The following is a 20573-nucleotide window of genomic DNA, read 5'->3' as shown; positions in this document are numbered from 1 at the left end:
GCCCAACAAGGCTGATCGGGGAAAACGGATGCAAAACCTGGCGCGATGGACACCGGCGATGCTGCTTGCTGTTGCCTGTGCGATCTATTTCCCGCCAACGACCGCCTACGCCTGTCCGCCCGGCTTCATTCCGAACGCCGCGGGCACGCCGGGCGTCGAATGCATCCCGCACACCGGTGACGGCGACGGTAGCACGGGCGGCAATTCCTCATCGGGAATGGAGTGGGAACCGCGCTGGGGTGCCTTCGCTTTCGACGAGACGGTCTTCAAGATCGGTATGGCGGGCGCGATGTCGAGCCGGGGCAAGGCAAAAAAGGCCGCGATCGCCCATTGCCAGTCAAAGGGTGGCACCAGTTGCAAGGTCGAATTCGTCTTTACCAATCAGTGCGCCGCAGTTTCGCAGGGCAGGCACCCGGATGGAAGCTGGAGCCGGCATTATTATTCGGACATCACCCTTCCCCGCGCCACCGAGGCAGCGCTGCAGGCCTGCACCGAACGCGGCGGGTCGGATTGCGAGATCAAGTTCACCGAATGTGCCAAGCCGCAGCGGGTTCGATAGGCGCAGGCACCGGGCGAACGGACGCAGCGCCTCCCCCCGGCCGCCAAGGCATGATGACGATCATCGCCTTGGCGGCCACCTCCCGCCGACCGACCGGGCCGCCGGGACACACGGCATCGCCATTGGGCGACGAAGGGGATGCTAAACCCCCGCCCCCACCTGCACCATGCCGCGCAGCCGTTCGGCGTCGCGCGACGGGGGCATCCCGAACGCCCGGGCATATTCGCGGCTGAACTGCGATGCGCTCTCATAGCCGACCGAATAAGCCGCGCGGCTCGCCTCGCTGCCGCTCGCCAGCAGCCGCCGCGCCGCGTGCAGGCGCAGCGTCTTCTGGAATTGCAGCGGGCTCATCGCGGTCGCCGCTTTGAAATGCCGATGGAAGGACGCAATGCTCATCCCCGCAATCTCGGCCAGCGCCGCCGTGCGCAGCATCTCCTCATAATGTTCGTGCATCCACAGGATCGCACGGCGCACCCGCGACAGGCGGCTGTCTTCCTGCGCGATCGCGCACAGCTGCCCGCCAAGCGGCCCCTGCAGCAGGCGATAGAGGATCTCGCGCTCGCGCATCGGCGCCAGCATCGCGACGTCGCCCGGCCGGTCGAGCAGCCCGAGCAGCCCGGCCCAAGCCTCGACCAGTTCCTCGGTCACCAACGCGACCGCGAAACCCGCGAGTTCGCCCGGCGCATGGCCGATCGCCGCCGGGTCCATGCTCGCGATCAGGTCGGCGAGCACCGTCCGGTCGAGACGCAGTGCCGCCGCGACATAGGGTTTGTCGGGGGTCGCCTCGACCACCCGGCCGACCGCGGGCAGGTCGAGCGAGGCGACGAAATAGCTCGACGCATCGTATCGCAGCATCTGGTCGCCGATCACCACCTGCTTCGTTCCTTGCAGGATCAGGCAGGTGACGGGCTCGTAAACGGTCGCGACCCCGCTCGTCGGGGCGCATTGCGTCGCGACGACCAGCCGCGGCACCGGCGTCTCATAATAGGGAGAAACCGCGTGGCGCAGCACCTGCGCGCATATCGAGTCGAGCCTGTCCTGCATGATCGCAACATCGGACGCCGCGCGCCCGCGCGCAAGACACGCGCGCGCGGGCGGCGCCGCATTGATAGGATTGGGCAAGCAGCTGCCATGATCGGGCAGCGCCAGGGCAGACCGCGCGCCTATCTTGGCCGGGTCAGGGCATCCCCTCCCCGCTCTGCCTCTCAAGGAGTCCATCATGACCCAGTTTAATGCCAAATCGACCACCGACGACGTGCTGGCCGGCGTCGACCTTTCGGGCAAACGCTTCCTCGTCACCGGCGTCTCGGCCGGGCTCGGCGTCGAAACCGCCCGCGCCCTCGTCGCCCATGGTGCCGATGTCGTCGGCGCGGCGCGCGACCTGACCAAGGCCGAAGGCGCGACCGCCGACGTGCGCGACGCCGCGAAGGCCAGCGGCGGCAGCTTCGAACTCATCGCGCTCGACCTCGCGTCGCTGGCCAGCGTCCGCACCGCCGCCGACAAGCTCGTCGCCGACAGCCGCCCGTTCGACGTCGTGATCACCAACGCCGGCGTGATGGCCGCCCCCTTCGGCAAGACCGCAGACGGCTTCGAAACGCAGTTCGGCACCAATCACTTGGGCCACTTTACCTTCGTCAACCGTATCGCTTCGCTGATCAGGGACGGCGGCCGCCTCGTCAGCCTCGCGTCGTCGGGGCACCGTTTTTCGGACGTGAACCTCGCCGACCCGAACTTCGACAATGGCGATTATGATCCCTGGGCCGCCTATGGCCGGTCGAAGACCGCGAATATCCTCTTCGCCGTCGAATTCGACCGGCGCCACCGGGATCGCGGCGTCCGCGCCGCGGCGCTGCATCCGGGCGGCATCCACACCGAACTCGCCCGCCACCTCGATGCCGGCGCACTCGAAGCGCTCGTCGCACAGATCAACGAAAGCGCGAAGGCGGCGGGCGGCGAAACCTTTGAATTCAAATCGATCCCGCAGGGCGCCGCAACCTCGGTCTGGGCCGCGGCGGTCGCCGATCCGGCCGTGATCGGCGGACGCTATCTTGAGGATTGCCACGTCGCCGAACTCGCCGAGGACGAAGGGTTGCGCGCGGGCGTCCGCGCCTATGCGCTCGACCCCGACAACGCCAAGGCGCTGTGGGCGAAGAGCGAGGAGATGGTCGGCGAGCGTTTCTGACGCCTCCACCGAAGCGAACGGACGGGCGAGCGGCAGCACTTGCCGCTCGCTCGCCGTGCGGCTTATAGCCGTGTCATGCTGACTCACCGCCTCGCCACCACCGACGATCTCGACTCGCTGCGCGACGTGATGGCGCTTGCCATCGCCGAACTGCAGAAAGGCTTCCTCGACGAAGGCCAGATCGCCGCAAGCCGCGCGGTGATGGGGCTCGACACCCAATTGATCGCCGACGGCAGCTATTTCATCATCGAGGACGATGGCGAAATCGCCGGCTGCGGCGGCTGGTCGCGCCGCGCGACGCTCTATGGCGGCGACCACAGCACCAGTCTTCGCGACCCCGCGCTGCTCGACCCCGCCACCGACGCCGCGCGCATCCGGGCGATGTACACCCACCCCGCGCACGTCCGCAAAGGCGTCGGCCGCCTGATCATGGCGCTGTGCGAACAGGCGGCGCGGGACGCCGGCTTCGCGCGCGCCGAAATGATGGCGACGCTGTCGGGCGAACCGCTCTACCGCGCCTGCGGCTATTCCCCGATCGAGCACGTCGACACGCCGGGCGCAAACGGCGTCGCAGTGCCGATTATCCGCATGGGCAAGGTGCTGGAGGACAACTAGGGTCAGGACCCTGGGCCGCTCCTTCTCCCCATCCGCCGCGCCTTGCTCACGCCTGACCGGATCGCGGTTTCGCCCGGCGGCACTTTGCCTTTAGGCCCTGCGGCAAGGGTTGGCGCAGGAGAAGATCGTGAACGCATTGACGCCCCCGCCCGGCGGCGGCCGCCCGGCCGCGCTGGCCGATTCCCCGGCAATGGGGCTGTTCTGGGGATTGCAATATTGCCGCGCCGGCATGCTGTCGCTCACCCGCCTCGAACTCGCGATGGAAAGCGGCGACCGGCGACGCATCATCGAGGCGATCGATCGCCTCCACGCCCTCGACGGCGAAATCGAACGCAAGGTCGCAGCGCTGCCCGAACCCGCCGACCCCGACCCGGCCCGCGGAGCGATGGAGGAATATCTGGCCCGCGAAAAGATGGCGGTCGCGTTTGAAAAGCTGGTCTTGGCCAGCGGGATCAGCGGCCCCGGTATCGCTTCGCCCATCGCCCGCCCCGCACCGGCGCGCATCGACCGGATGGAGCTGAACGACGATCCGCCCTTTGGCGCCCCCTCGCCGCCCGGGATGATCGCAACCTACGGCCCGAAAGCCGCGCTGCTGATCGCCATCGTCGCCGCGACCGGCGCCACGCTCATCGCCGCTTTGTAAAGGGCGGGGGTGGATGGCCGTCGACCGAAGCTTCGTTCCGAAATCTGCGGCCACGCCTTATAATTCGCCCCGGGCCCCCCATATATGGTTTATCGCGGCACAGGTTTCAGTAGGCCGTCGCGGCTGAGAGACATGTGCGCTCCCGCTTACCAAAGAGGAGCGCCGCATGACCGAACAGGCAGTTTCGCCCGTCACCCCCGCAAAAGCGCGATCAAATAGCTTTTTTCGCCAGAAGCGCGCGCCCCTCGCCCGCGACGACGCGCGGCGGCAGGGCGATATCAGCCAGCTTGCCTTTCTGACGATGGGTGGGCGCGATCCCGCAATCGCGTTTCTCAACACCGAGAATCCCGCGCTCGGCGGCCGGCCGCTTGCCGTCGCGACCGCGAGCGCCGAAGGATATGAACAGGTTGCCAATGCCATCCGCGCTTCGGCGCGGGGTCCCGGCTTCGAATGAGCCGCGCCATGAACCTCGCGCTCCCCGAAAGCGAGGTGCGGCGCCTCTGCCTTTCACAAGGCGTCGGCATCAGCGTGGTCGAACCGCTGCCATCGGGCGGGACCCGCCTCGTCTGCACCACCGGCATCGGCGCCGATGAAATGCGTCTTCGGCTTCGCGGCCATTTGATCGACGGCGCGGTTACCCGCCACCGCTTCTACCGCCCGCCCGGCGCGAAGGACGGCTATTAAGGCCCCGCGCGACATCCCAGCCATCACAAGGAGACCGTCATGGATATGAATCAGCTATTCTATCACCATCAGATGGCGGTCATGACGGTCGATCGCGCGCGCCGCGAAGGCACGCATCTCGCCAATTTCGACCTGCCCGATCATTATGCGCGGCGCATCGACGATTATCGCGCCCGGCGCGGAATGACGGCCTATTTTGTCGCGCCGCCGGCGCGCGCTCGCAAGCTGCCGCGGCGCTGACCCGGCGGAACAGGGTCAGCCCTCGCCCTCGCCGTCCTGCTTCGCCCGGCGGCGGCGCATATAGAGCAGCCCGCCGACGCCCAGCGCGAACAGCCCGAACATGCCGGGCTCGGGAACCGGCACCGCGCCGCCCGAACTCGAACCGCCCGATGACGTGCCGCCGCTCGATGTGGCCCCGCCACTCGACGAGGTGCTGCCACCCGGCGGGCTGTAACCGCCGGTAAAGGTGCCGATATGCATTTCGCCATTCTGCGTCAGATTGCCGAACACCGCCGACCCCTGGATGTAATTGCGCGTCTCGGCATCGGCGAGCGGCGCGAGCACCGATCCGCCCCATGCCGTCGACAGCTTCAGGCTCTCGGCCTCGGGGAAATTCCAGATGACATGCTCGCCGAGGTTGTTGGTGCCGCCGAGGAAATTGTCGTTGAGGTTGATCGTCCGGCCGCTGACGTTGACGATCGCGGTGTCGGCGCCGTTCAGGTTGAACTGGATCTCGCCGATCTTGTCGAGGTCGGCGGCGCTGATGTTGAACACCGCCATGCCCTTGGCATCGGGCTGCGCGGTGAAGGTGCCGCGGTTGCCCTGGATCGTCAGCTGGCTGTTCGTCTTCAGCGTCCCCATTTCGTACGACAGGCTGTTCAGGCTTCCCGTCAGCCGCGTCTTGTCCTGCTGCAGGTTGACGACGAACGCCGGGTTGCTGGCGCCGAGGTTCGACTGGACGATATTCTGGTTGATGTTGGTGTTGCTGATTGTCCCGCCGACCTTCACGGTCTGGTTCGGACCGTTGAGGTTGAAGCCGCTCGACACATTGCCGCCGACGATCGCACCCGACCCGTTATTGAGGTTCTTGTGCCCGCCGGTCACATTGCCGACGACGGTCAGCCCGGGCTGGCCATTCGCCGACGTCGTGGCGCGGATGCCATAGTTGGACGAATTACCCGCCAGATTGCCGCCGACGAACGTGCGCCCCTCGACCTCCGACGAGCTGTTGAGGTCGCCAAGAACGACGAGGTTCCATTCGCGCAGCGCGTCGATCCCGCTGATCTGGTTGCTCTGCGCCAGCACGGGAACCGCGATCGCAGTCGCGAAGAGCGCGGCGGGAAGCAGGGGACGGAAAGAAAATGCCATGGAAATCATATCCATAAATCAAAGGAAAGAATCGCCGCGCCCTTAAGCGCTTTACCGCCGACCATACACCGGACTGCGACGAGCCGTTGTCCTATTCTGGAACAGCGGCTTTTTCGAGGCGACGGGGTGTGGCGATTTGGCGGTGCGGCGTTGGGTCAGCCGATCGAAAAGAAGCCGGTGATCGTCAGCCGCCCTTCGGCGGGATCGGGCGACAGGATCGCGTCCGCCGCGATCGCACCGCTATGCAGGTTGCCGCTGCGATACAGCAGGGCGCGATTATAGCGCCCCGCGACGCTGCGCGTGCATTCGAACAGGGGCGTATCGCCCGCGACATAGGCGGCGGGCGGCGGTCCCGCATAACGCAATTCGGTTTCGAGGTGCCGGAAAAACAGCTCACGGCGGCCTTCGTCGATCGTCTCGAACCCAGTCGCGCGATGGCGGAAAAAGGCCGTTCCGTCGCCGCCTTCCGGGAAAAGATAGTGGATCAATGCGATCCGGTCGGGCGTGAACGCATCGACATGCGGCAGGCGCTGGGCGATGCTCAGCGCGTCGACGGGGGTCGATACGATCGAAAAGCTCGCGTCGATCACACGGACCGGCCCGGCGCGGCCGAAAGCTTGCCGCGCCGCGGCGGCGATCAGCGGCAACTGGTCGGTCAGATATCCGGATGGCAGGCCGGCACGAACTCCCGGATAATGGTTGAGCGCGGGTTCGAACGTCGCGGTCATCGCATGCTTGCGCAACACGTCAACACCGGCCGCGAAGTCATCGAGGATGACGAGCGGCTGCGCCTCGTCGCCGATCGTCTCGAACGCGGCCTTCATCCTCCGGATGATCCCGCACACACCGCGGCGCGGGCAAGCAGGAAATCGCGCTCGCGTTCATTCGCCGAAAGCCCGGCCGCCGCTTCGAACTGCGCCTTCGCCTCCGCATAGCGCCCGGCGCGCAGCAGGAAGTCGCCGCGTGCGGCGGGGAGCGGTGCATAGTTGCGCAGCGCCGCCGCATCGGCGATCGCGTCGACCAGCCGCAATCCCGCTTCGGGACCGAAGGCCATGCTGTGCGCGACCGCCCGGTTGAGTTCGACCACCGGCGACGGCATCACCTGCCCCAGCCGATCGTAAAGTCCGGCGATCTGCGTCCAGTCGGTGTCTGCGGCGGTGCGCGCCCGCGCGTGGCACGCCGCGAGGGCCGCTTGCAGTGCATAAGGCCCGTCGGCACCGCCCAACGCCTCAACCCGCGCCAGCAAATTCAAGCCGCGGCGGATCAGCAACTGGTCCCAGCGCGCGCGCTTCTGTTCGGTCAGCGGCACAAAGCGGCCGTCCGGGCCGGCGCGCGCGGCAAGCCGCGACGCCTGAATTTCCATCAGCGCGAGCAGACCAAGCACTTCGGGTTCCTCCGGCATCAATCCCGCAAGGATGCGGCCCAGCCGCTGCGCTTCGGCGCACAGCGGCGGGCGGACGAGCGATGGCCCGGCGGTCGCCGCATAGCCTTCGTTGAAGATCAGATAGACAACCTCGAGCACCGATCCGAGCCGGCCTGCGAGTTCGGCGCCGCGCGGCACCTCGAACGCGACCCCGGCCGTCGCAATCGCCTTTTTCGCCCGGGTGATCCGCGCCGCGATCGCCGCCTCGTTCGACAGGAAGGCGCGCGCGATTTCCAGGGCGGTCAGCCCGCCGACGAGTCTTAGCGTCAGGGCAGCGCGCGCTTCGGGCGAAATCACGGGATGGCAGGCGGCGAAAATCAGTCCGAGCAGTTCGTCGCCCAGCGGATCGTCAAGCGCTGCCTCGAGGGCCTCTGCGCTCATATCGCTCTCTCCGTCCAGTTCGCGGGCGATTTCGGCATGCTTGCGTGTCCGCATCGCGTCGTGCCTTATGCCGTCGATGGCGCGCCGTTTCGCCGCCGCCATCAGCCAGGCGCCGGGGTTGCCCGGAACCCCGCGCACCGGCCATTCGGCCAGCGCGACGATCAGCGCATCCTGCGCCAGTTCCTCCGCGCGGTCGACATCGCGAACGACACGCGCCAGGCCGGCAATCAGCCTGGCGCGCTCGATCCGGAATACCGCCTCGATCGCGCGGTGGGTCTCATCCGCCGCCATGCCCGCCTTGTCCGCGAAGATCGTCCGCGAGGCAAGCATGGCGGCGGACATCGCTTATTCGCCGCCGAGCTTTTCGCGCAGCTTCTGCTCGCGCTCGGCGAGTTCGGGGGTCATCGCGTCACCGAAATCGGCCATTTCATAGAAGGGGCGAATTTCAAGCTCGCTCGGTCCCGGCATCGGGTTCGGACAGCGCTTCGCCCACGCGACCGCTTCGTCCATATCCTTGACCTCCCACACCCAATAGCCCGCGACAAGTTCGCGCGTCTCGGCGAACGGCCCGTCGATCACCGCACGGCTCGGGCCGTCGAACGCAATCCTTTTCCCCGCCGACGACGGCTTCAGCCCATCGCCGTCGACCATCACGCCGGCCGCGACCAGTTCCTCGTTGAACTTGCCCATCGCCTCGAACATCGCAGTCATGTCCTCGGTCGGCGGCAGGCCCTTTTCGCTATCCTCGGTCGCTTTTACGAAAACCATCACACGCATCGTCCGTCTCCTTTTCATCCGGCCAACAACGGCCTCGTATCAAGACGACGAACGAGCCGTCGCCAAATCGACACAGGGCGCAAATATTTTTTCAGGCCACGTCGGCCAGCGGCTGCGGCACCGCAAAGCGCTGCCGATATTCGTTCGGCGACAGGCCGGTGGTGCGGTGGAACAGCTTGCGGAACGCCGCTGCATCCTCGTAACCAACACTCCACGCGATCTGGTCGACCGTGCGCCGCGTGAATTCAAGCAATTCGCGCGCCTTGCCGACGCGCAGATGCTGGACATATTCAACCGGCGTCATCGCCGTCGCCGCCTTGAAGCGGCGCTGGAACGTACGCTCCTCCATCCCCGCCTCGCGCGCCATGTCGGCGACGCCGTTCACGCGCCCTTCCTTCGCCTGCAGCCAATGCTGCACCTTCAGGATCGGCTCGTCGCCATGCGTCAGTTTCGGCGCGAAGCTCGCGTAATTCTTCTGCTCGCGGCCCGATGGGTCGATCAACAGGAAGCGCGCGGTTTCGATCATCACCGACGGCCCGAGCAAGCGCTCGACGATGCGCAGCCCCAGGTCAGTCCACGCCATCAGCCCGCCCGCGGTAACGATGTCACCGTCATCGACCACCATCCGGTCGGCTTCCAGCCGCACGTCGGGGAACCGTGCGCGGAATTCATCGGCAAAATACCAGTGCGTCGTCGCCGGTCGTCCCGCGAGCAGCCCGGTTGCCGCAAGCGCAAAGGCCCCGCCGCAATTCGACGCCAGCACTGCGCCATGCGCGTGCCGGTCGAGCAGCCAGCGGGCATAGGGCTCGACCTCGCCCGGCTCGAGCAGCTTGTGCAGGCTTCCCGGCGCGATCAGCACCGCGGGCGAATTGCCTGCCGGCTCATCGGGGTGGCTGTCGTACCGGCGCCTGAAGCCCCCGCCCTCTTCCAGCCGCCAATGGCTGGCGCGGATCGGCCGGCGGCCGTGATCGACCGCGAACCGCCCCGCGACGTCGAACAGGTCGGTAATGCCGTGCACCATGCCCATCTGGCAATCGGGATAGGTCATCATCCCGACCTCGACGAGCGGCACATGGGTCGCGTCGGGCACCTGCAACTTGGGCATATCGGCTCCTTTGTCGGAATCGGCCCGCATATTGTCGTATCCGCCAATCCCGATCAAGCCCGCGCCCGCTTATCTGTTGCTTCACCGGGACGGATACCCCGCCCCATACGCAAAGCGCGACGAAAGGAACCACGACATGACCACGATCACCACCCGCGACGGCACCAGCATCTTCTTCAAGGACTGGGGTCCGAAGGACGGACAGCCGATCGTCTTTTCGCACGGCTGGCCGCTCAGCGCCGACGCCTGGGACGCGCAGATGGTCTTCTTCGCGAACAAGGGCTTCCGCACCATCGCCCACGACCGCCGCAGCCATGGCCGTTCGGATCAGGTCTGGGCGGGCAACAACATGGACCAGTACGCCGACGACCTCGCCGAACTGATCGAACAGCTCGGCCTCAAGGACGTCATCCTGGTCGGTCATTCGACCGGCGGCGGCGAAGTCACCCGCTACATCGGCCGCCACGGCACCGGCCGCGTCGCCAGGGTCGCGCTGATCGGCGCGGTTCCCCCGCTGATGCTCAAGACCGAAGCCAATCCGAACGGCCTGCCGATCGACGTCTTCGACGGCATCCGCAAGGGCACCTTCGACAACCGGCCGCAATTCTTCAAGGACCTGACCCTGCCATTCTACGGCTACAACCGCGACGGCGCGGCGGTCAGCGAAGCGGTGCGCGACGAGTTCGTGCGGCAGGGCATGAACGGCGGCCTCAAGGGCCTGCTCGACAGCATCCGCGCCTTTTCGGAAAGCGACTTCCACGAAGACCTGAAGAGGTTCGACAAGCCGACGCTCGTCCTCCACGGCGACGACGACCAGATCGTGCCGATCGGCGCCGCGGCGCTCTCGACCGTCCAGATCGTCAAGCAGGCGGTGCTCAAGGTGTATGAAGGCGGCGCCCACGGCCTCACCGTCACCGAACAGGACCGCTTCAACGCCGACCTCCTCGACTTCATCCACAACTGATCAACCGGCGGGCGGCGGTGCGCTTGGCGCCGCCCGCAGCAGGGAGCAAAGACAATGATCCTCGGCCTCACCATATCGCAGTTCACCGCGCTCCATGTCGCGATCAGCCTGATCGCCATCGGGGCGGGCCTCATCGCGCTGCCCGCCTTTGCGCGGGAACGCCTTCTCCCCCGCACCACCGGCATCTTCCTCTGGACGACGCTCCTCACCAGCCTGTCCGGTTTTCTGTTCCCGATCCTCGCCTTCACCCCCGCGCTCGGCGTCGGCATCCTCTCGACCTTGATCCTCATCATCGCCTTCGCCGCCTATTATGGCCGCAAACTCCATGGCCGCGCGGCACCGGTCTATGCGATCACCGCCACGCTCGCGCTCTACCTCAACCTGTTCGTGCTGGTGGTGCAGTCGTTCCTCAAGGTCCCGGCCCTCCACGCGCTGGCCCCCACCGGAACCGAAGGGCCGTTCGTCGCGGCGCAAGGCGCGCTGCTCGCCGGGACGCTATGGTTCGGCTACGCCGCCTTCAAGGCAAGCCGCCGCCTCGCCGCCTGATGGTCCATCGCACAATTGCCGGTTTTGGCCGGTGGCTGCCCTTCCTTTGTGCACCCCGAAACCAACCCTCGCATCTATCCCCCAAACAGCCGGTCGATCGCATCGTCGAGATAGGGCCGGTCGGCGAACAGCCGCATCGGATCGCGCCGATTGAGCCAGAAGCCTGCGCGGTGGCGATCGGTGAGCGCCCGCCGCATGACATCCTGAAGCAAACGCAGCCGCATCATTGCGGTGCGCCGCGCAGTGCCTGGGTCCACCGGCGCCTGCAGCGCGAAGTGAACGCGGATCCGTTCGACCCGCGCGGCGATGACATCGCTGTAACCATGATGCGGCCCGCGATGCAGCGCGTGACCCAGGCGGAGCGCGGCGGGCTCGCTCGCCGGCAGTATCAACCCATTGCATGCGAAATTCTGAAGCGCAAAATCCTCGCGCTGCAACTGGTCGAACATCGCGGCCATCTGGCTCCGCCGCAACAATGCGATCGGGATCAGATGATGACGCTGGAAACCGGTACAGGGCGGCGGCGCGCCGTGCCAGCTTCCTCGCGGCGTCAACGATCGCCGCCGAACTCGACGCGAATATGCGCCCGCCCTCCTTCGCCAGCCGGCGGTGGCGACAGATACACCCATTCGCCGGCATCGAGGCCGCGGATGCGCCGGGCTTCCCGGATCGGGCCGTTGAGCATCATGTCGAGCGACAGCCGGGCCAGCCGCTTGACCATATCCCCCACCGTCCACCCCTCGGGAATCCGGCCTTCGAGTTCCTGTCCGGCAAAGAGCTCCAGCCCGCGCGTCCCGACATAGGCCGCCCCCTCCGCCTCATGCCGCCGGAACGCGACCAGATGCAGGACCGGCGGCATGCCGCTGGTCAGCATCTCGGCAATCGATGCCCGAAACTGCGGCGCGTCGGACCACAGCCGCGCCGGCGACCAGAAAAAGTGGCTTGCGTCGAACAGGTCGATCAGCAGCACCATCATCTTGAAGAATTCGCGCCTCCGCGTCGGCTGTTCGCGCGCGCACGCGCCGTCATCGTCGGGAATGAATATCCAGCATTGGCCATCCCCGCGCCACCCCGCCGGCAGGCTCGCCGCGAGCAGGCTCGTCGCCGGATGGGCCGGGTCGACCAGATCGAGCGCGCGGCCGGCCGCCCGCCCGGCCAGGACCGACACCCGCCCGAAACGCAGGCGCAGCAGCGGCGACGCGATCTGTGCCATGATTTCGGAATCGTCGCTACGCGCGCGTTCGGGGCGCAACCCCATATGGCGGATCGCCGTCTCCAGTTCCTCGTCGGAACGAATGTGCATCGACGGGCCAAGGATCAGGGCAAAGGGTTCCGGGGGAACCGGAAAGATGGACGCATCGCTGTTGCCGGCACCCATGGTTCGGATCGACCTTCGAAGGATTTCCGCTTGCATTGCAAGACTTCTCGCAATGTTCAAACGCTTATTGCGTCCGTTCCGGAATGGTCTGCGCGGTGCGGCGTCAGATCGCGACCTGGCTTCCCAGTTCGACGACGCGGTTGGTGGGCAGGCGGAAATATTCCATCGCACTTTCCGAATTGCGCAGCATCCACGCGAACAGCTTTTCGCGCCAGATCGGCATGCCCGGCTTGCTCGCTGCGATCAACGTCTGGCGCGACAGGAAAAAGCTGGTCTCGATCATCTTGAACTCGGCGCCGCACCCGGTCACGCGCTTCAGCGCCTCGGGCACATCGACCGGCTGCATGAAGCCGTAGTTCAGGATCAGGCGGTGGAATCCCTGCCCCAGATCGTCGAGCGCGCAGTGATTCTCCTCACGCACGAAAGGCACGTCGGCGATCTTGATCGTCAGCAGGATGATGCGCTGGTGCAGCACCTTGTTGTGCTTGAGGTTGTGAAGCAGCGCGTGCGGCACGCCGTCGGCCGACGATGTCATGAACACGGCGGTGCCGGGCACCCGCGTCGCGCTGTTCGCCGCCGATTTCACGAACACCGGGATCGGCATCGCGCCCTCGGCCATTTCCTTCTGCATCAGCTTGCGGCCGCGCGACCAGGTCGTCAGCATGGTGAAGATGATGAGGCCGATCGCCAGCGGCACCCAGCCGCCATCGGGCACCTTGATCAGGTTCGCGCCGAAATAGGCGATGTCGACGATGAAAAAGACCGCAAGGACCGGGACCGCCTTCCACGCCGGCCAGCGCCACAGGCTGAACAGCACGACGCTCATCAGGCAGGTATCGATGAACATCGCACCGGTCACCGCGATGCCATAGGCTGCGGCGAGATTGCTCGACGATCCGAAGAACAGGACGAGCAGGATCACCATCACCATCAGGCCCCAGTTGACCATCGGAATATAGATCTGCCCCGCCGCCGAGGCGCTGGTGTGCTCGACGCGCAGGCGCGGAATGAAGCCGAGCTGGATCGCCTGCTGGGTCAGCGAGAAGGCGCCCGAAATCACCGCCTGGCTCGCGATGATCGTCGCGAACAGCGCCAGGATGACGATCGGCACGCGCCACGCGTCGGGCATCATCAGGAAGAACGGATCCTGGATCAGCCCCAGCCGCGAGCCCATCTCGGCTTCCAGCACCATCGCGCCCTGCCCCATATAGTTGAGCATCAGGGCGGGCAGTACGAAACAGAGCCAGCTCAGCCCGATCGGCTTGCGCCCGAAATGCCCCATGTCGGCATAGAGCGCCTCCGCCCCCGTCACCGCGAGCACGACCGCGCCGAGCGCGATGAAGGCGGTAAAGCCGTCGACGTAGAAGAAATAAAGGGCGTTCACCGGATTGAGCGTCGCGAGGATGATCGACGGATGGTCGACGATATGCATCACCCCCAGCACCGCGAGCATCAGGAAATAGCAGAGCATGATCGGGCCAAAGAGCATCCCGACCTTCGCCGTCCCGCGCGACTGGATCGCGAACAGGGCGATCAGGATCGCCAGCGCGATCGGCACGATATAGGGATCGAAGCCCTTGTTGATATAGCTGAGCCCCTCGGTCGCCGAGAGCACCGACATCGCCGGCGTAATCATGCTGTCGCCGTAAAAAAGCGCGGTCGCGAACACGCCGAGCAGGATGATCGGCCAGGTCCAGCGTTTTTCGCCCGACGAGCGGCTGATCAGCGCCAGCAACGCCAGGCTGCCTCCCTCGCCCTTGTTGTCGGCCTTCATGATCGTCAGCACATATTTGAAGGTGACGACGAGCATCATCGACCAGAAGACAAGGCTCAGCACGCCATAGATGTGCAACTTGTCGGCATCGATCGAATGATGTCCGGCAAAGGTCTCGCGAAACGCGTAGAGCGGGCTGGTGCCGATATCGCCGAACACGACGCCGACCGCGCCGACGGCCAGCTTCAGCTTGCCGTCGCCATGGTGCCCGTGGCCGTGATGGCCCGTGTCTGTGGCAGCCGGAGCAGCGCCTTCGGCGCCGCCTGCCGCCGGTCGCGACTCAGCAGTCATCGCGCGCCTTTAGACGAGCTTGCGCGGATGGAACAGGTTCCAATTAAGGACCCGCCGGCGCATCGGCCGGAACCTGCGGCCCCAATGCCTGCCGCAGCTGCGCCAGCCGCATCTCGAGGTCGGGGCGCCATGGCGCATCGGCGGGGCTGCGCGCGAGAAGCTCGCTCCATACCGCCTCGGCGCCCTTGAGATCGCCGCCCTGCGCGAGCGCGAGCCCGGCAAAGAAGGGCGGCGCCGGATGCGACGGGTCGCGCCGCGCCGCCTCGTCGAACGCCAGCGCCGCGGCGGGCGACATCGTGCCGCCGCTATGCGCCGCGAGCGCGTTGCCGAGCGCGACCCACAGGTCGACATTGTCGGGATATTTCTCCAGCCCCTTTTCAAGCGTCTTGGCCGCGAGTTCGGTCTTGCCGGTGCGCGCGAAGCCATCCGACAGGCCGAGCCATTGCGCCGCCGGGCCGAAGCGTTCGGACATGCCCTGCCGCGGGTCGGTGATCGCCTCGCCGAAGCCCTCGGGCTCCGACGCCGTCACAACCGGCTTGCCCGGCAGCGACGGATTGCCCTGCAGCGCATAGCCCGTCAGCCCGAGCATGACCGCCGCCCCCGCCAGCGGCCGCACCGCCGCGGGCAGCTTGCCGAGCCAGAGGATGCCTCCGATCGTCAGCGCGGCGGCGAGCATGACCCAGAGCCAGATCATCCCTCGCTCCCCTCTTCGCTTTCGCCGCGGCGAAAGCGGCCGAAGGCGAGCCAGCCGCCGACCGCGAGGAAAAGCAAGGGCCCGAACCACAACAACGCGGTTGCGCCGTCGAACGGCGGGTCATAGCTCACCCAATTGCCATAGCGCGCGACGAGCCATGTCTTGATCGCGGCGGGACTTTCGCCCGCGGCGATCTTGCTCCGCACCTCGTGGCGCATGTCGCCTGCGAGCGGGGCGTCGCTGTCGGCAATCGACTGCCCCTGGCAGACAAGGCAGCGGAGTTCCTCCATCAGCGCCTTGGCCTTCGCTTCCTCGGCGGGATCCTTGAGCTGCTGATAGGCATAGGGCGCAGGCGGCAGGCGGTCTTGGGCGGTGGCGGGCAGGCAAAGACCTGAAAGCAGGACCGCGAGCCCAAAAACCCACGTGCCCCTGCGCAGGCAGGGGCCCATCTCCGGCCCATATGTTATTAAACGAACGGCCGCTCCCGAACGTTTCAGCAGGAGATGGGCCCCTGCCTGCGCAGGGGCACCGCAACGCGTGAACCGCTCCCTCACTTCATCGCCTCCAGCTTCGCCACGATCCCGGGCACCTGATCGGCAAGGATCACGCCCTGGATCTGCTCGCGGATGATGCCCTTGCCGTCGATCAGGAAGGTTTCGGGCACCCCTGACGATCCCAATGCGATCTGGACGCTGCTCTGCATGTCCGACCCGATGCGGTCGAAGGGATTGCCGACCTCGTTCAGGAAGGCCGCGACATCGTCGGGCCGGTCGCGGATCGCGATACCATCGATCGGCACCCCCGCCGCCTTCAGCGCCTCGAGCTGCGGCGCTTCAGCGCGGCACGGGATGCACCAGCTGGCGAATACATTGACCAGCCGCGGCCGGCCATCGGCAAGCTGGCTGCTCTTCAACCCTTCGACTCCCGCCGTGGCCGGCGGCAGGTCGAACAAGGGCATCGGCTTGTCGATCCATTGCGAGCGGATCAGCGTCTCGGCGGGCACGGTCAGCCGATAGATGAAGGCACCGAACAGCAATCCCATGATCGCCAGCGGCACGAACAGGACCCAGCGGTTCTTCATGGTGCGAAACGTTCCTCAGCCTTGCGCGCCCGGCGCGCACGCCAGATCGCGAGCAGTTGCGCCCGCCCCAGCATCGACAGCGCGGCGCCGACCGCGATCAGCGCGCCGCCCAGCCAGATCCACCACACCAGCGGCTTCCACCACAGGCGCAGCTGATACCGGTCGGCGCTGCCATCCTCGCTCGGCACCGGCTGGCCAAGCACAACGTACAATTGCCCGCCGGGCCGCGTCAGTAGCGCCGCCTCGTTGGTTTCGGTCGGCGCGGTGCCCATCAGGCCCGGGAAGGTGCGCGCTTCGGGGCGCAGCGTGAAGGACTGCCCCGATGGGGTCGCGGCGATCAGCGTCCCCTCGATCGCGGTATAGTTCGGCCCGGCAACGGGCTTCACGCCGACGAACTTCACCGCGAAATCAGCGACCTTGACCACCTCGCCCGGCGCCGCGGCGACCAGCCGTTCCTTGATGAACGCACTTTCGGCCCCCATCCCCGCCAGGCATATGGCGACGCCGAAATGCGCGATCACCATGCCCCATGTCGGCAGCGGCGTACGGCGAAGGTTACGGCCCCACAGCGGCGCAAGGCTCGCGACCGCAACGACCCCCGCCACCGTCATGCCGAGCAGCGGCAATAGGCCGACCTTGCCGCCGAACAGGATCAGCCCGAACAGCACCGCCGCCCCCGCAAAGATCGCCAGCGGCAGGCGCGACCACAGCTTTTTCCCGTCATCCTTGCGCCATGCAAGCAAAGGCCCCGCGACCATGACGAGGCACAGGATCAGCGCCAGCGGCCCGGCAACACGATTGTAATAGGGCGGCCCGACCGAAATCTTCTCGCCCATCGCCTCGGCGACGATCGGGTAGAGCGTGCCGAGCAGCACGAGCGCAAGGATCGTCGTCAGCAACAGATTGTTGATCACCAGCGATCCCTCGCGGCTCAGCAGTGCGAATTTCTTCCCCTCGGCGACGCTCCCGGCGCGCAGCGCGAACAGGGACAGCGCCCCGCCGATATAGATTGCCATCAGGACAAGCAGGAAAGTGCCGCGCTCGGGATCGACCGCAAAGCTGTGGACGCTGGTCAGCAGCCCCGACCGCACGATGAAGGTACCGACCATCGACATCGAAAAGCCGATCACCGCCAGCATCACCGTCCACGCCCGCAGCGCGTTGCGCGTCGCCGTCACCGCGACCGAATGGAGCAGCGCCGCCCCCGCCAGCCACGGCACGAGCGACACATTCTCGACCGGATCCCAGAACCACCAGCCGCCCCAGCCGAGTTCATAATAGGCCCAGTAACTGCCCGCGGTGATGCCGAGCGTCAGGAAAATCCAGCTCCCCAGCACCCACGGCCGCATCGCGCGGGCAAAGGCGGGGCCGATCTCGCGCGTGATCAGCGCGCCTACCGCAAAGCTGAACGCGACCGACAGCCCGACATAACCGACGTAAAGCGTCGGCGGATGGAAAGCCAAGCCCGGGTCCTGCAGCAGCGGGTTGAGCCCCTGCCCGTCGGGCGGCGCCACCGGCAGCCGCTTGAACGGGTTCGACGAAAAGAGCAGGAAGGCAAAGAAACCAAGGCTCAGCGCCGCCTGCGCCGCCAACGTCGCAACCAGCGTGTCCTCACGCAGCCGCCGCTCGAAGATCGCCACCAGCGCGCCCGAAATTCCCAGGATCGTCAGCCACAGCAGCATCGACCCTTCATGATTGCCCCACGCCCCCGCCACCTTGAACAGCATCGGCTTCAGGCTGTTGCTGTTGCGCGCGACCAGTTCGACCGACATGTCGGAACGAACGAACAGCGCAATCAGCAAAGCAAAGGCGGCCGTGGTCAGCACGCCCTGCGCAACACTCGCCGGCCGCACGAGGGTAGCGAGGTCCTTCGGCCCGCCGCGCAGGAACAGCGCCCCCGCGACCAGCGACAGGCACGCCAGCGCCGCCGCGATCCACAGCAGGGCCAGGCCGAGTTCGGCGATCATGCTTTGGGCGCCGCCTTCATATCCTTGGGCATCTCGCCCATCTGCGGCGGCATATAGCGCTCGTCATGCTTGGCGAGGATGCGGTCGGCGACGAAAGTCCCGTCGGCGCGCATCCGCCCGTCGGCGACCATGCCCGATTCCTCGCCGAACAGGTCGGGCACGATGCCCTTATATTCGACCGGGACAGACGCCTTGCCGTCGGTCGCGACGAAACGGATCGTCAGGCCATCAGCCTGCCGCACGATGCTGCCCTTGGCGACCATGCCGCCCAGCCGCATCGCTTCGCCGACCTCGGCCTTGCCCGCACTCACTTCGACAGGCGTCCGGAAATAGGCGGCCTCGTCGCGCAGCGCGCTCGCCGCGAGCACGCCCGCGCCGCCGACGCCGGCCAGCGCGACCAGCGCCAGGATCAGTCGCTGATGCTTTGCCTTCATTTGCGGTTCCCGCGCGGCGCCCCGCCGCGCCGACTATCGGCGCGCAGCGCGTCGCTGCGTTTCTCGGCCTTCGCCATCGCCCGCCAACTATACCACAGCACGCCGCCGGTCAGCAGCGCGGTCAGCGCGTAAGCCGCCGCGACATAGGCCCATTGGCCACCCCCGCTGATCACCCCCGTCACGCGTCACGCCCCCTCGTCGTCGGCCAGCCGCCGCAACCGCGCCGCGACGCGGTTGTCGGCGATGATCCGCCGCATCCGCATCAGCACGATGGCGCCGAATAGCAGCGAAAAACCCAGCACGGTCAAGCCCAAAGGCCATAATAGCGCGCCGTCGATGCTCGATCCGCGCAGCGTGATGCTCGGCCCCTGGTGCAGGCTGTTCCACCACACGACGCTGCGGTTGATGATCGGGATGTTGATCGCGCCGACCAGCGCATAGATGGCCGCGCCGCGCGACAGCGTCCCGCCCTGTCTTTGCCCCTCGTCGCCGCTCGTCAGCGCGATGAAGCCCGCATAGAGAAACAGCAGGACCAGCATCGAGGTCATCCGCCCGTCCCATTCCCACCAGGTTCCCCAGGTCGGCTTGCCCCAGATCGATCCGGTGGCAAGGCACAGCGCGGTAAACAGCATCCCCGGCACCGCGATCGCGCGCGCCGCGATCCCCGCCAGCGGATGGCGCCAGACAAGCTGGACCAGCCCGGCGATCGCCAGCGACGTCCAGCCGCCCATGCCGAGCCACGCCGACGGGACATGGACGTACAGGATACGTGCGGTCTCGCCCTGCTTGTAATCGCCTGGCACCTGCGTCAGCCCCGCCCACGCCCCGGCAAGCAACAGCAACAGCCCGACGCCGAGCAGCCATGGCGTCAGCGGCTTGGCAATCGCCAGAAAACGGGTCGGATTCGCATAGGCGTGCATCGGTTCGCGTCCTTAGGGGAGCCGGGCTTGACGGTCCAGCAATTTGCCCGGCGCGACCCGGCGGCGCTTTTGTCGCCGGTGCAAGAGGCAGCGTCAAGGCTTTGCCCGATGCCTGTTCGTGTCCCGGATAAGGAAAGACGGGAAACGGCCGATTGCCGCCATTACCCTTCTCGTCACCCCGGACTTGACCCGGGGTCCCGCTTGACTTCGAAAACTGTTGGCGCACCCAAAAAAGCGGGATCCCGGGTCAAGCCCGGGATGACGAGGAGCGGAGGAAACGGCAAGAATCGGCCGGTTGCGGACGTTCTTCTCCCCTCCCTTTTAGGGAGGGGCTGGGGGTGGGTAGCAGCCGAAGACGGCGTCACCCCTCCGGCCGCGTCCATATCCAGCTTCCGGTCACCGCCGCCGCGGCAACCGGCGCCATCACCCACGGCCATGGCGAAAAAATCGCCGCGAGGACGATGCTGAAAGCAAAGGCCAGCATCGCCGCGATCTTGCCCTTGCGGCTGATCGCGCCCTTCTCGCGCCACGCGACGATATGCGGACCAAAGGTCGGATGTTCGACCAGCCACGCCTCCAGCCGCGGCGACGAACGCGCGAAACAGAAAGCCGCGAGGATCACGAACGGCACCGTCGGCAGCAATGGCAAGACCGCGCCGACCGCGCCAAGCGCGAGCGACAGCCAGCCGCTCACCAGATAGAAATGCCGCTTCATCGAGAGCGACTTAGCGGAATTTGGAACTCACGCCAGCCTACTTAGCGTCGCCCCCGCGAAGGCGGGGGCCGC

25 protein-coding genes and 1 pseudogene are annotated in these 20573 nt (G+C 66.6%); 9 read left to right on the top strand and 17 right to left on the bottom strand.

Annotated features, from left to right (window positions below; genetic code table 11):
• Window positions 1-28: 28 nt before the first annotated feature.
• Window positions 29-559 carry a DUF4189 domain-containing protein gene (locus tag FHR22_RS04320; protein WP_166939295.1) on the top strand — a complete coding sequence of 177 codons (531 nt, stop codon included), beginning with the start codon at window positions 29-31 and terminating at the stop codon, window positions 557-559.
• Between the two features lie 141 nt (window positions 560-700).
• Here FHR22_RS04320 and FHR22_RS04315 read toward each other — a convergent pair whose 3' ends face one another.
• Window positions 701-1681, bottom strand: a complete 981-nt coding sequence (locus FHR22_RS04315) for an AraC family transcriptional regulator (protein ID WP_243853461.1) — start codon at window positions 1679-1681, stop codon at window positions 701-703.
• A gap of 97 nt (window positions 1682-1778) precedes the next feature.
• On the opposite strand from FHR22_RS04315, the gene FHR22_RS04310 reads away from it, so the two are divergent.
• From FHR22_RS04310 to FHR22_RS04285, 6 genes are all read left to right on the top strand, one after another.
• Complete coding sequence (locus FHR22_RS04310; protein WP_166939293.1) at window positions 1779-2741, top strand: SDR family NAD(P)-dependent oxidoreductase; 963 nt, start codon at window positions 1779-1781, stop codon at window positions 2739-2741.
• Between the two features lie 75 nt (window positions 2742-2816).
• Complete coding sequence (locus FHR22_RS04305; RefSeq protein ID WP_166939291.1) at window positions 2817-3356, top strand: GNAT family N-acetyltransferase; 540 nt, start codon at window positions 2817-2819, stop codon at window positions 3354-3356.
• 127 nt (window positions 3357-3483) lie between these two features.
• Entirely contained in the window at window positions 3484-3999 is a 516-nt protein-coding gene (locus FHR22_RS04300) for a hypothetical protein (RefSeq protein ID WP_166939289.1), read from the top strand.
• Window positions 4000-4165: 166 nt separating this feature from the next.
• Window positions 4166-4453: an antitoxin Xre/MbcA/ParS toxin-binding domain-containing protein gene (locus FHR22_RS04295; protein ID WP_166939287.1), complete on the top strand. Its 288-nt coding sequence runs from the start codon at window positions 4166-4168 to the stop codon at window positions 4451-4453.
• 8 nt (window positions 4454-4461) lie between these two features.
• On the top strand, window positions 4462-4683 hold the full coding sequence (locus FHR22_RS04290) for a hypothetical protein (protein ID WP_341786545.1): 222 nt from the start codon (window positions 4462-4464) through the stop codon (window positions 4681-4683).
• Between the two features lie 39 nt (window positions 4684-4722).
• A complete protein-coding gene (locus tag FHR22_RS04285) occupies window positions 4723-4923 on the top strand; it encodes a hypothetical protein (RefSeq protein ID WP_166939283.1) in 201 nt (66 codons plus the stop codon).
• 15 nt (window positions 4924-4938) lie between these two features.
• Here FHR22_RS04285 and FHR22_RS04280 read toward each other — a convergent pair whose 3' ends face one another.
• The 5 genes and pseudogenes from FHR22_RS04280 to FHR22_RS04260 form a co-directional block, all read right to left on the bottom strand.
• On the bottom strand, window positions 4939-6051 hold the full coding sequence (locus FHR22_RS04280; RefSeq protein ID WP_166939280.1) for a choice-of-anchor A family protein: 1113 nt from the start codon (window positions 6049-6051) through the stop codon (window positions 4939-4941).
• Between the two features lie 155 nt (window positions 6052-6206).
• Window positions 6207-6875: a DUF6445 family protein gene (locus FHR22_RS04275; RefSeq protein WP_166939278.1), complete on the bottom strand. Its 669-nt coding sequence runs from the start codon at window positions 6873-6875 to the stop codon at window positions 6207-6209.
• Window positions 6872-8197 carry an RNA polymerase sigma factor gene (locus tag FHR22_RS04270; RefSeq protein WP_243853459.1) on the bottom strand — a complete coding sequence of 442 codons (1326 nt, stop codon included), beginning with the start codon at window positions 8195-8197 and terminating at the stop codon, window positions 6872-6874. Before FHR22_RS04270 ends, FHR22_RS04275 begins: the two co-directional genes overlap by 4 nt.
• A gap of 75 nt (window positions 8198-8272) precedes the next feature.
• Window positions 8273-8632, bottom strand: a pseudogene (locus tag FHR22_RS04265) (YciI family protein); the annotation flags it as partial.
• Between the two features lie 91 nt (window positions 8633-8723).
• Window positions 8724-9737: a GlxA family transcriptional regulator gene (locus FHR22_RS04260; protein WP_208417476.1), complete on the bottom strand. Its 1014-nt coding sequence runs from the start codon at window positions 9735-9737 to the stop codon at window positions 8724-8726.
• Between the two features lie 136 nt (window positions 9738-9873).
• Between FHR22_RS04260 and FHR22_RS04255 the strand changes: the two genes are divergently transcribed.
• Both FHR22_RS04255 and FHR22_RS04250 read left to right on the top strand, forming a co-directional pair.
• Window positions 9874-10701, top strand: coding sequence for an alpha/beta fold hydrolase (locus FHR22_RS04255; RefSeq protein ID WP_166939270.1), 828 nt, complete (start codon window positions 9874-9876; stop codon window positions 10699-10701).
• A 54-nt stretch (window positions 10702-10755) separates the two neighbouring features.
• Window positions 10756-11247: a hypothetical protein gene (locus FHR22_RS04250; RefSeq protein ID WP_166939268.1), complete on the top strand. Its 492-nt coding sequence runs from the start codon at window positions 10756-10758 to the stop codon at window positions 11245-11247.
• Between the two features lie 74 nt (window positions 11248-11321).
• On the opposite strand, the gene FHR22_RS04245 is transcribed toward FHR22_RS04250, so the two are convergent.
• The 11 genes from FHR22_RS04245 to FHR22_RS04195 form a co-directional block, all read right to left on the bottom strand.
• On the bottom strand, window positions 11322-11801 hold the full coding sequence (locus FHR22_RS04245; protein ID WP_166939265.1) for an AHH domain-containing protein: 480 nt from the start codon (window positions 11799-11801) through the stop codon (window positions 11322-11324).
• The gene (locus FHR22_RS04240; protein WP_166939263.1) at window positions 11798-12550 is read right to left on the bottom strand and encodes a hypothetical protein; all 753 of its coding nucleotides are present in this window, start codon (window positions 12548-12550) and stop codon (window positions 11798-11800) included. The genes FHR22_RS04245 and FHR22_RS04240 overlap by 4 nt, the downstream gene beginning before the upstream one ends.
• 178 nt (window positions 12551-12728) lie before the next feature.
• Window positions 12729-14690, bottom strand: a complete 1962-nt coding sequence (locus tag FHR22_RS04235) for a potassium transporter Kup (protein ID WP_166939261.1) — start codon at window positions 14688-14690, stop codon at window positions 12729-12731.
• A gap of 43 nt (window positions 14691-14733) precedes the next feature.
• On the bottom strand, window positions 14734-15384 hold the full coding sequence (locus FHR22_RS04230; RefSeq protein WP_166939259.1) for a tetratricopeptide repeat protein: 651 nt from the start codon (window positions 15382-15384) through the stop codon (window positions 14734-14736).
• On the bottom strand, window positions 15381-15833 hold the full coding sequence (locus FHR22_RS04225) for a cytochrome c-type biogenesis protein (RefSeq protein WP_166939256.1): 453 nt from the start codon (window positions 15831-15833) through the stop codon (window positions 15381-15383). The genes FHR22_RS04230 and FHR22_RS04225 overlap by 4 nt, the downstream gene beginning before the upstream one ends.
• 101 nt (window positions 15834-15934) lie before the next feature.
• Entirely contained in the window at window positions 15935-16465 is a 531-nt protein-coding gene (locus tag FHR22_RS04220; RefSeq protein WP_166939254.1) for a DsbE family thiol:disulfide interchange protein, read from the bottom strand.
• The gene (locus tag FHR22_RS04215) at window positions 16462-18432 is read right to left on the bottom strand and encodes a heme lyase CcmF/NrfE family subunit (protein WP_166939252.1); all 1971 of its coding nucleotides are present in this window, start codon (window positions 18430-18432) and stop codon (window positions 16462-16464) included. The genes FHR22_RS04220 and FHR22_RS04215 overlap by 4 nt, the downstream gene beginning before the upstream one ends.
• Entirely contained in the window at window positions 18429-18866 is a 438-nt protein-coding gene (gene ccmE / locus FHR22_RS04210; protein ID WP_166939249.1) for a cytochrome c maturation protein CcmE, read from the bottom strand. Before ccmE ends, FHR22_RS04215 begins: the two co-directional genes overlap by 4 nt.
• Window positions 18863-19048, bottom strand: a complete 186-nt coding sequence (locus FHR22_RS04205) for a hypothetical protein (protein WP_166939247.1) — start codon at window positions 19046-19048, stop codon at window positions 18863-18865. Before FHR22_RS04205 ends, ccmE begins: the two co-directional genes overlap by 4 nt.
• Window positions 19049-19051: 3 nt before the next feature.
• On the bottom strand, window positions 19052-19786 hold the full coding sequence (gene ccmC / locus FHR22_RS04200; protein WP_166939244.1) for a heme ABC transporter permease CcmC: 735 nt from the start codon (window positions 19784-19786) through the stop codon (window positions 19052-19054).
• A 361-nt stretch (window positions 19787-20147) separates the two neighbouring features.
• A complete protein-coding gene (locus FHR22_RS04195) occupies window positions 20148-20501 on the bottom strand; it encodes a YbaN family protein (RefSeq protein WP_166939242.1) in 354 nt (117 codons plus the stop codon).
• Between the last annotated feature and the right edge of the window lie 72 nt (window positions 20502-20573).

This window comes from Sphingopyxis panaciterrae, from assembly GCF_011762125.1.
GTDB lineage: Bacteria > Pseudomonadota > Alphaproteobacteria > Sphingomonadales > Sphingomonadaceae > Sphingopyxis > Sphingopyxis panaciterrae.
Note: the sequence above shows the minus strand (reverse complement) of the source record. Positions and strands in the feature narration are given on the sequence as shown.

Bases quoted from the DNA above. Each gene is read 5' to 3' on its own strand.
- FHR22_RS04320 (WP_166939295.1), top strand. From the start codon at position 29: ATGCAAAACCTGGCGCGATGGACACCGGCGATGCTGCTTGCTGTTGCC.
- FHR22_RS04220 (WP_166939254.1), bottom strand. From the start codon at position 16,465: ATGAAGAACCGCTGGGTCCTGTTCGTGCCGCTGGCGATCATGGGATTG.
- FHR22_RS04285 (WP_166939283.1), top strand. From the start codon at position 4,723: ATGGATATGAATCAGCTATTCTATCACCATCAGATGGCGGTCATGACG.
- FHR22_RS04305 (WP_166939291.1), top strand. From the start codon at position 2,817: ATGCTGACTCACCGCCTCGCCACCACCGACGATCTCGACTCGCTGCGC.
- FHR22_RS04240 (WP_166939263.1), bottom strand. From the start codon at position 12,550: ATGCACATTCGTTCCGACGAGGAACTGGAGACGGCGATCCGCCATATG.
- FHR22_RS04250 (WP_166939268.1), top strand. From the start codon at position 10,756: ATGATCCTCGGCCTCACCATATCGCAGTTCACCGCGCTCCATGTCGCG.
- ccmC (WP_166939244.1), bottom strand. From the start codon at position 19,786: ATGCACGCCTATGCGAATCCGACCCGTTTTCTGGCGATTGCCAAGCCG.
- FHR22_RS04270 (WP_243853459.1), bottom strand. From the start codon at position 8,197: ATGTCCGCCGCCATGCTTGCCTCGCGGACGATCTTCGCGGACAAGGCG.
- FHR22_RS04255 (WP_166939270.1), top strand. From the start codon at position 9,874: ATGACCACGATCACCACCCGCGACGGCACCAGCATCTTCTTCAAGGAC.
- FHR22_RS04280 (WP_166939280.1), bottom strand. From the start codon at position 6,051: ATGGCATTTTCTTTCCGTCCCCTGCTTCCCGCCGCGCTCTTCGCGACT.
- FHR22_RS04295 (WP_166939287.1), top strand. From the start codon at position 4,166: ATGACCGAACAGGCAGTTTCGCCCGTCACCCCCGCAAAAGCGCGATCA.
- FHR22_RS04275 (WP_166939278.1), bottom strand. From the start codon at position 6,875: ATGAAGGCCGCGTTCGAGACGATCGGCGACGAGGCGCAGCCGCTCGTC.
- FHR22_RS04195 (WP_166939242.1), bottom strand. From the start codon at position 20,501: ATGAAGCGGCATTTCTATCTGGTGAGCGGCTGGCTGTCGCTCGCGCTT.
- ccmE (WP_166939249.1), bottom strand. From the start codon at position 18,866: ATGAAGGCAAAGCATCAGCGACTGATCCTGGCGCTGGTCGCGCTGGCC.
- FHR22_RS04260 (WP_208417476.1), bottom strand. From the start codon at position 9,737: ATGCCCAAGTTGCAGGTGCCCGACGCGACCCATGTGCCGCTCGTCGAG.
- FHR22_RS04310 (WP_166939293.1), top strand. From the start codon at position 1,779: ATGACCCAGTTTAATGCCAAATCGACCACCGACGACGTGCTGGCCGGC.
- FHR22_RS04230 (WP_166939259.1), bottom strand. From the start codon at position 15,384: ATGATCTGGCTCTGGGTCATGCTCGCCGCCGCGCTGACGATCGGAGGC.
- FHR22_RS04215 (WP_166939252.1), bottom strand. From the start codon at position 18,432: ATGATCGCCGAACTCGGCCTGGCCCTGCTGTGGATCGCGGCGGCGCTG.
- FHR22_RS04235 (WP_166939261.1), bottom strand. From the start codon at position 14,690: ATGACTGCTGAGTCGCGACCGGCGGCAGGCGGCGCCGAAGGCGCTGCT.
- FHR22_RS04225 (WP_166939256.1), bottom strand. From the start codon at position 15,833: ATGGGCCCCTGCCTGCGCAGGGGCACGTGGGTTTTTGGGCTCGCGGTC.
- FHR22_RS04290 (WP_341786545.1), top strand. From the start codon at position 4,462: ATGAACCTCGCGCTCCCCGAAAGCGAGGTGCGGCGCCTCTGCCTTTCA.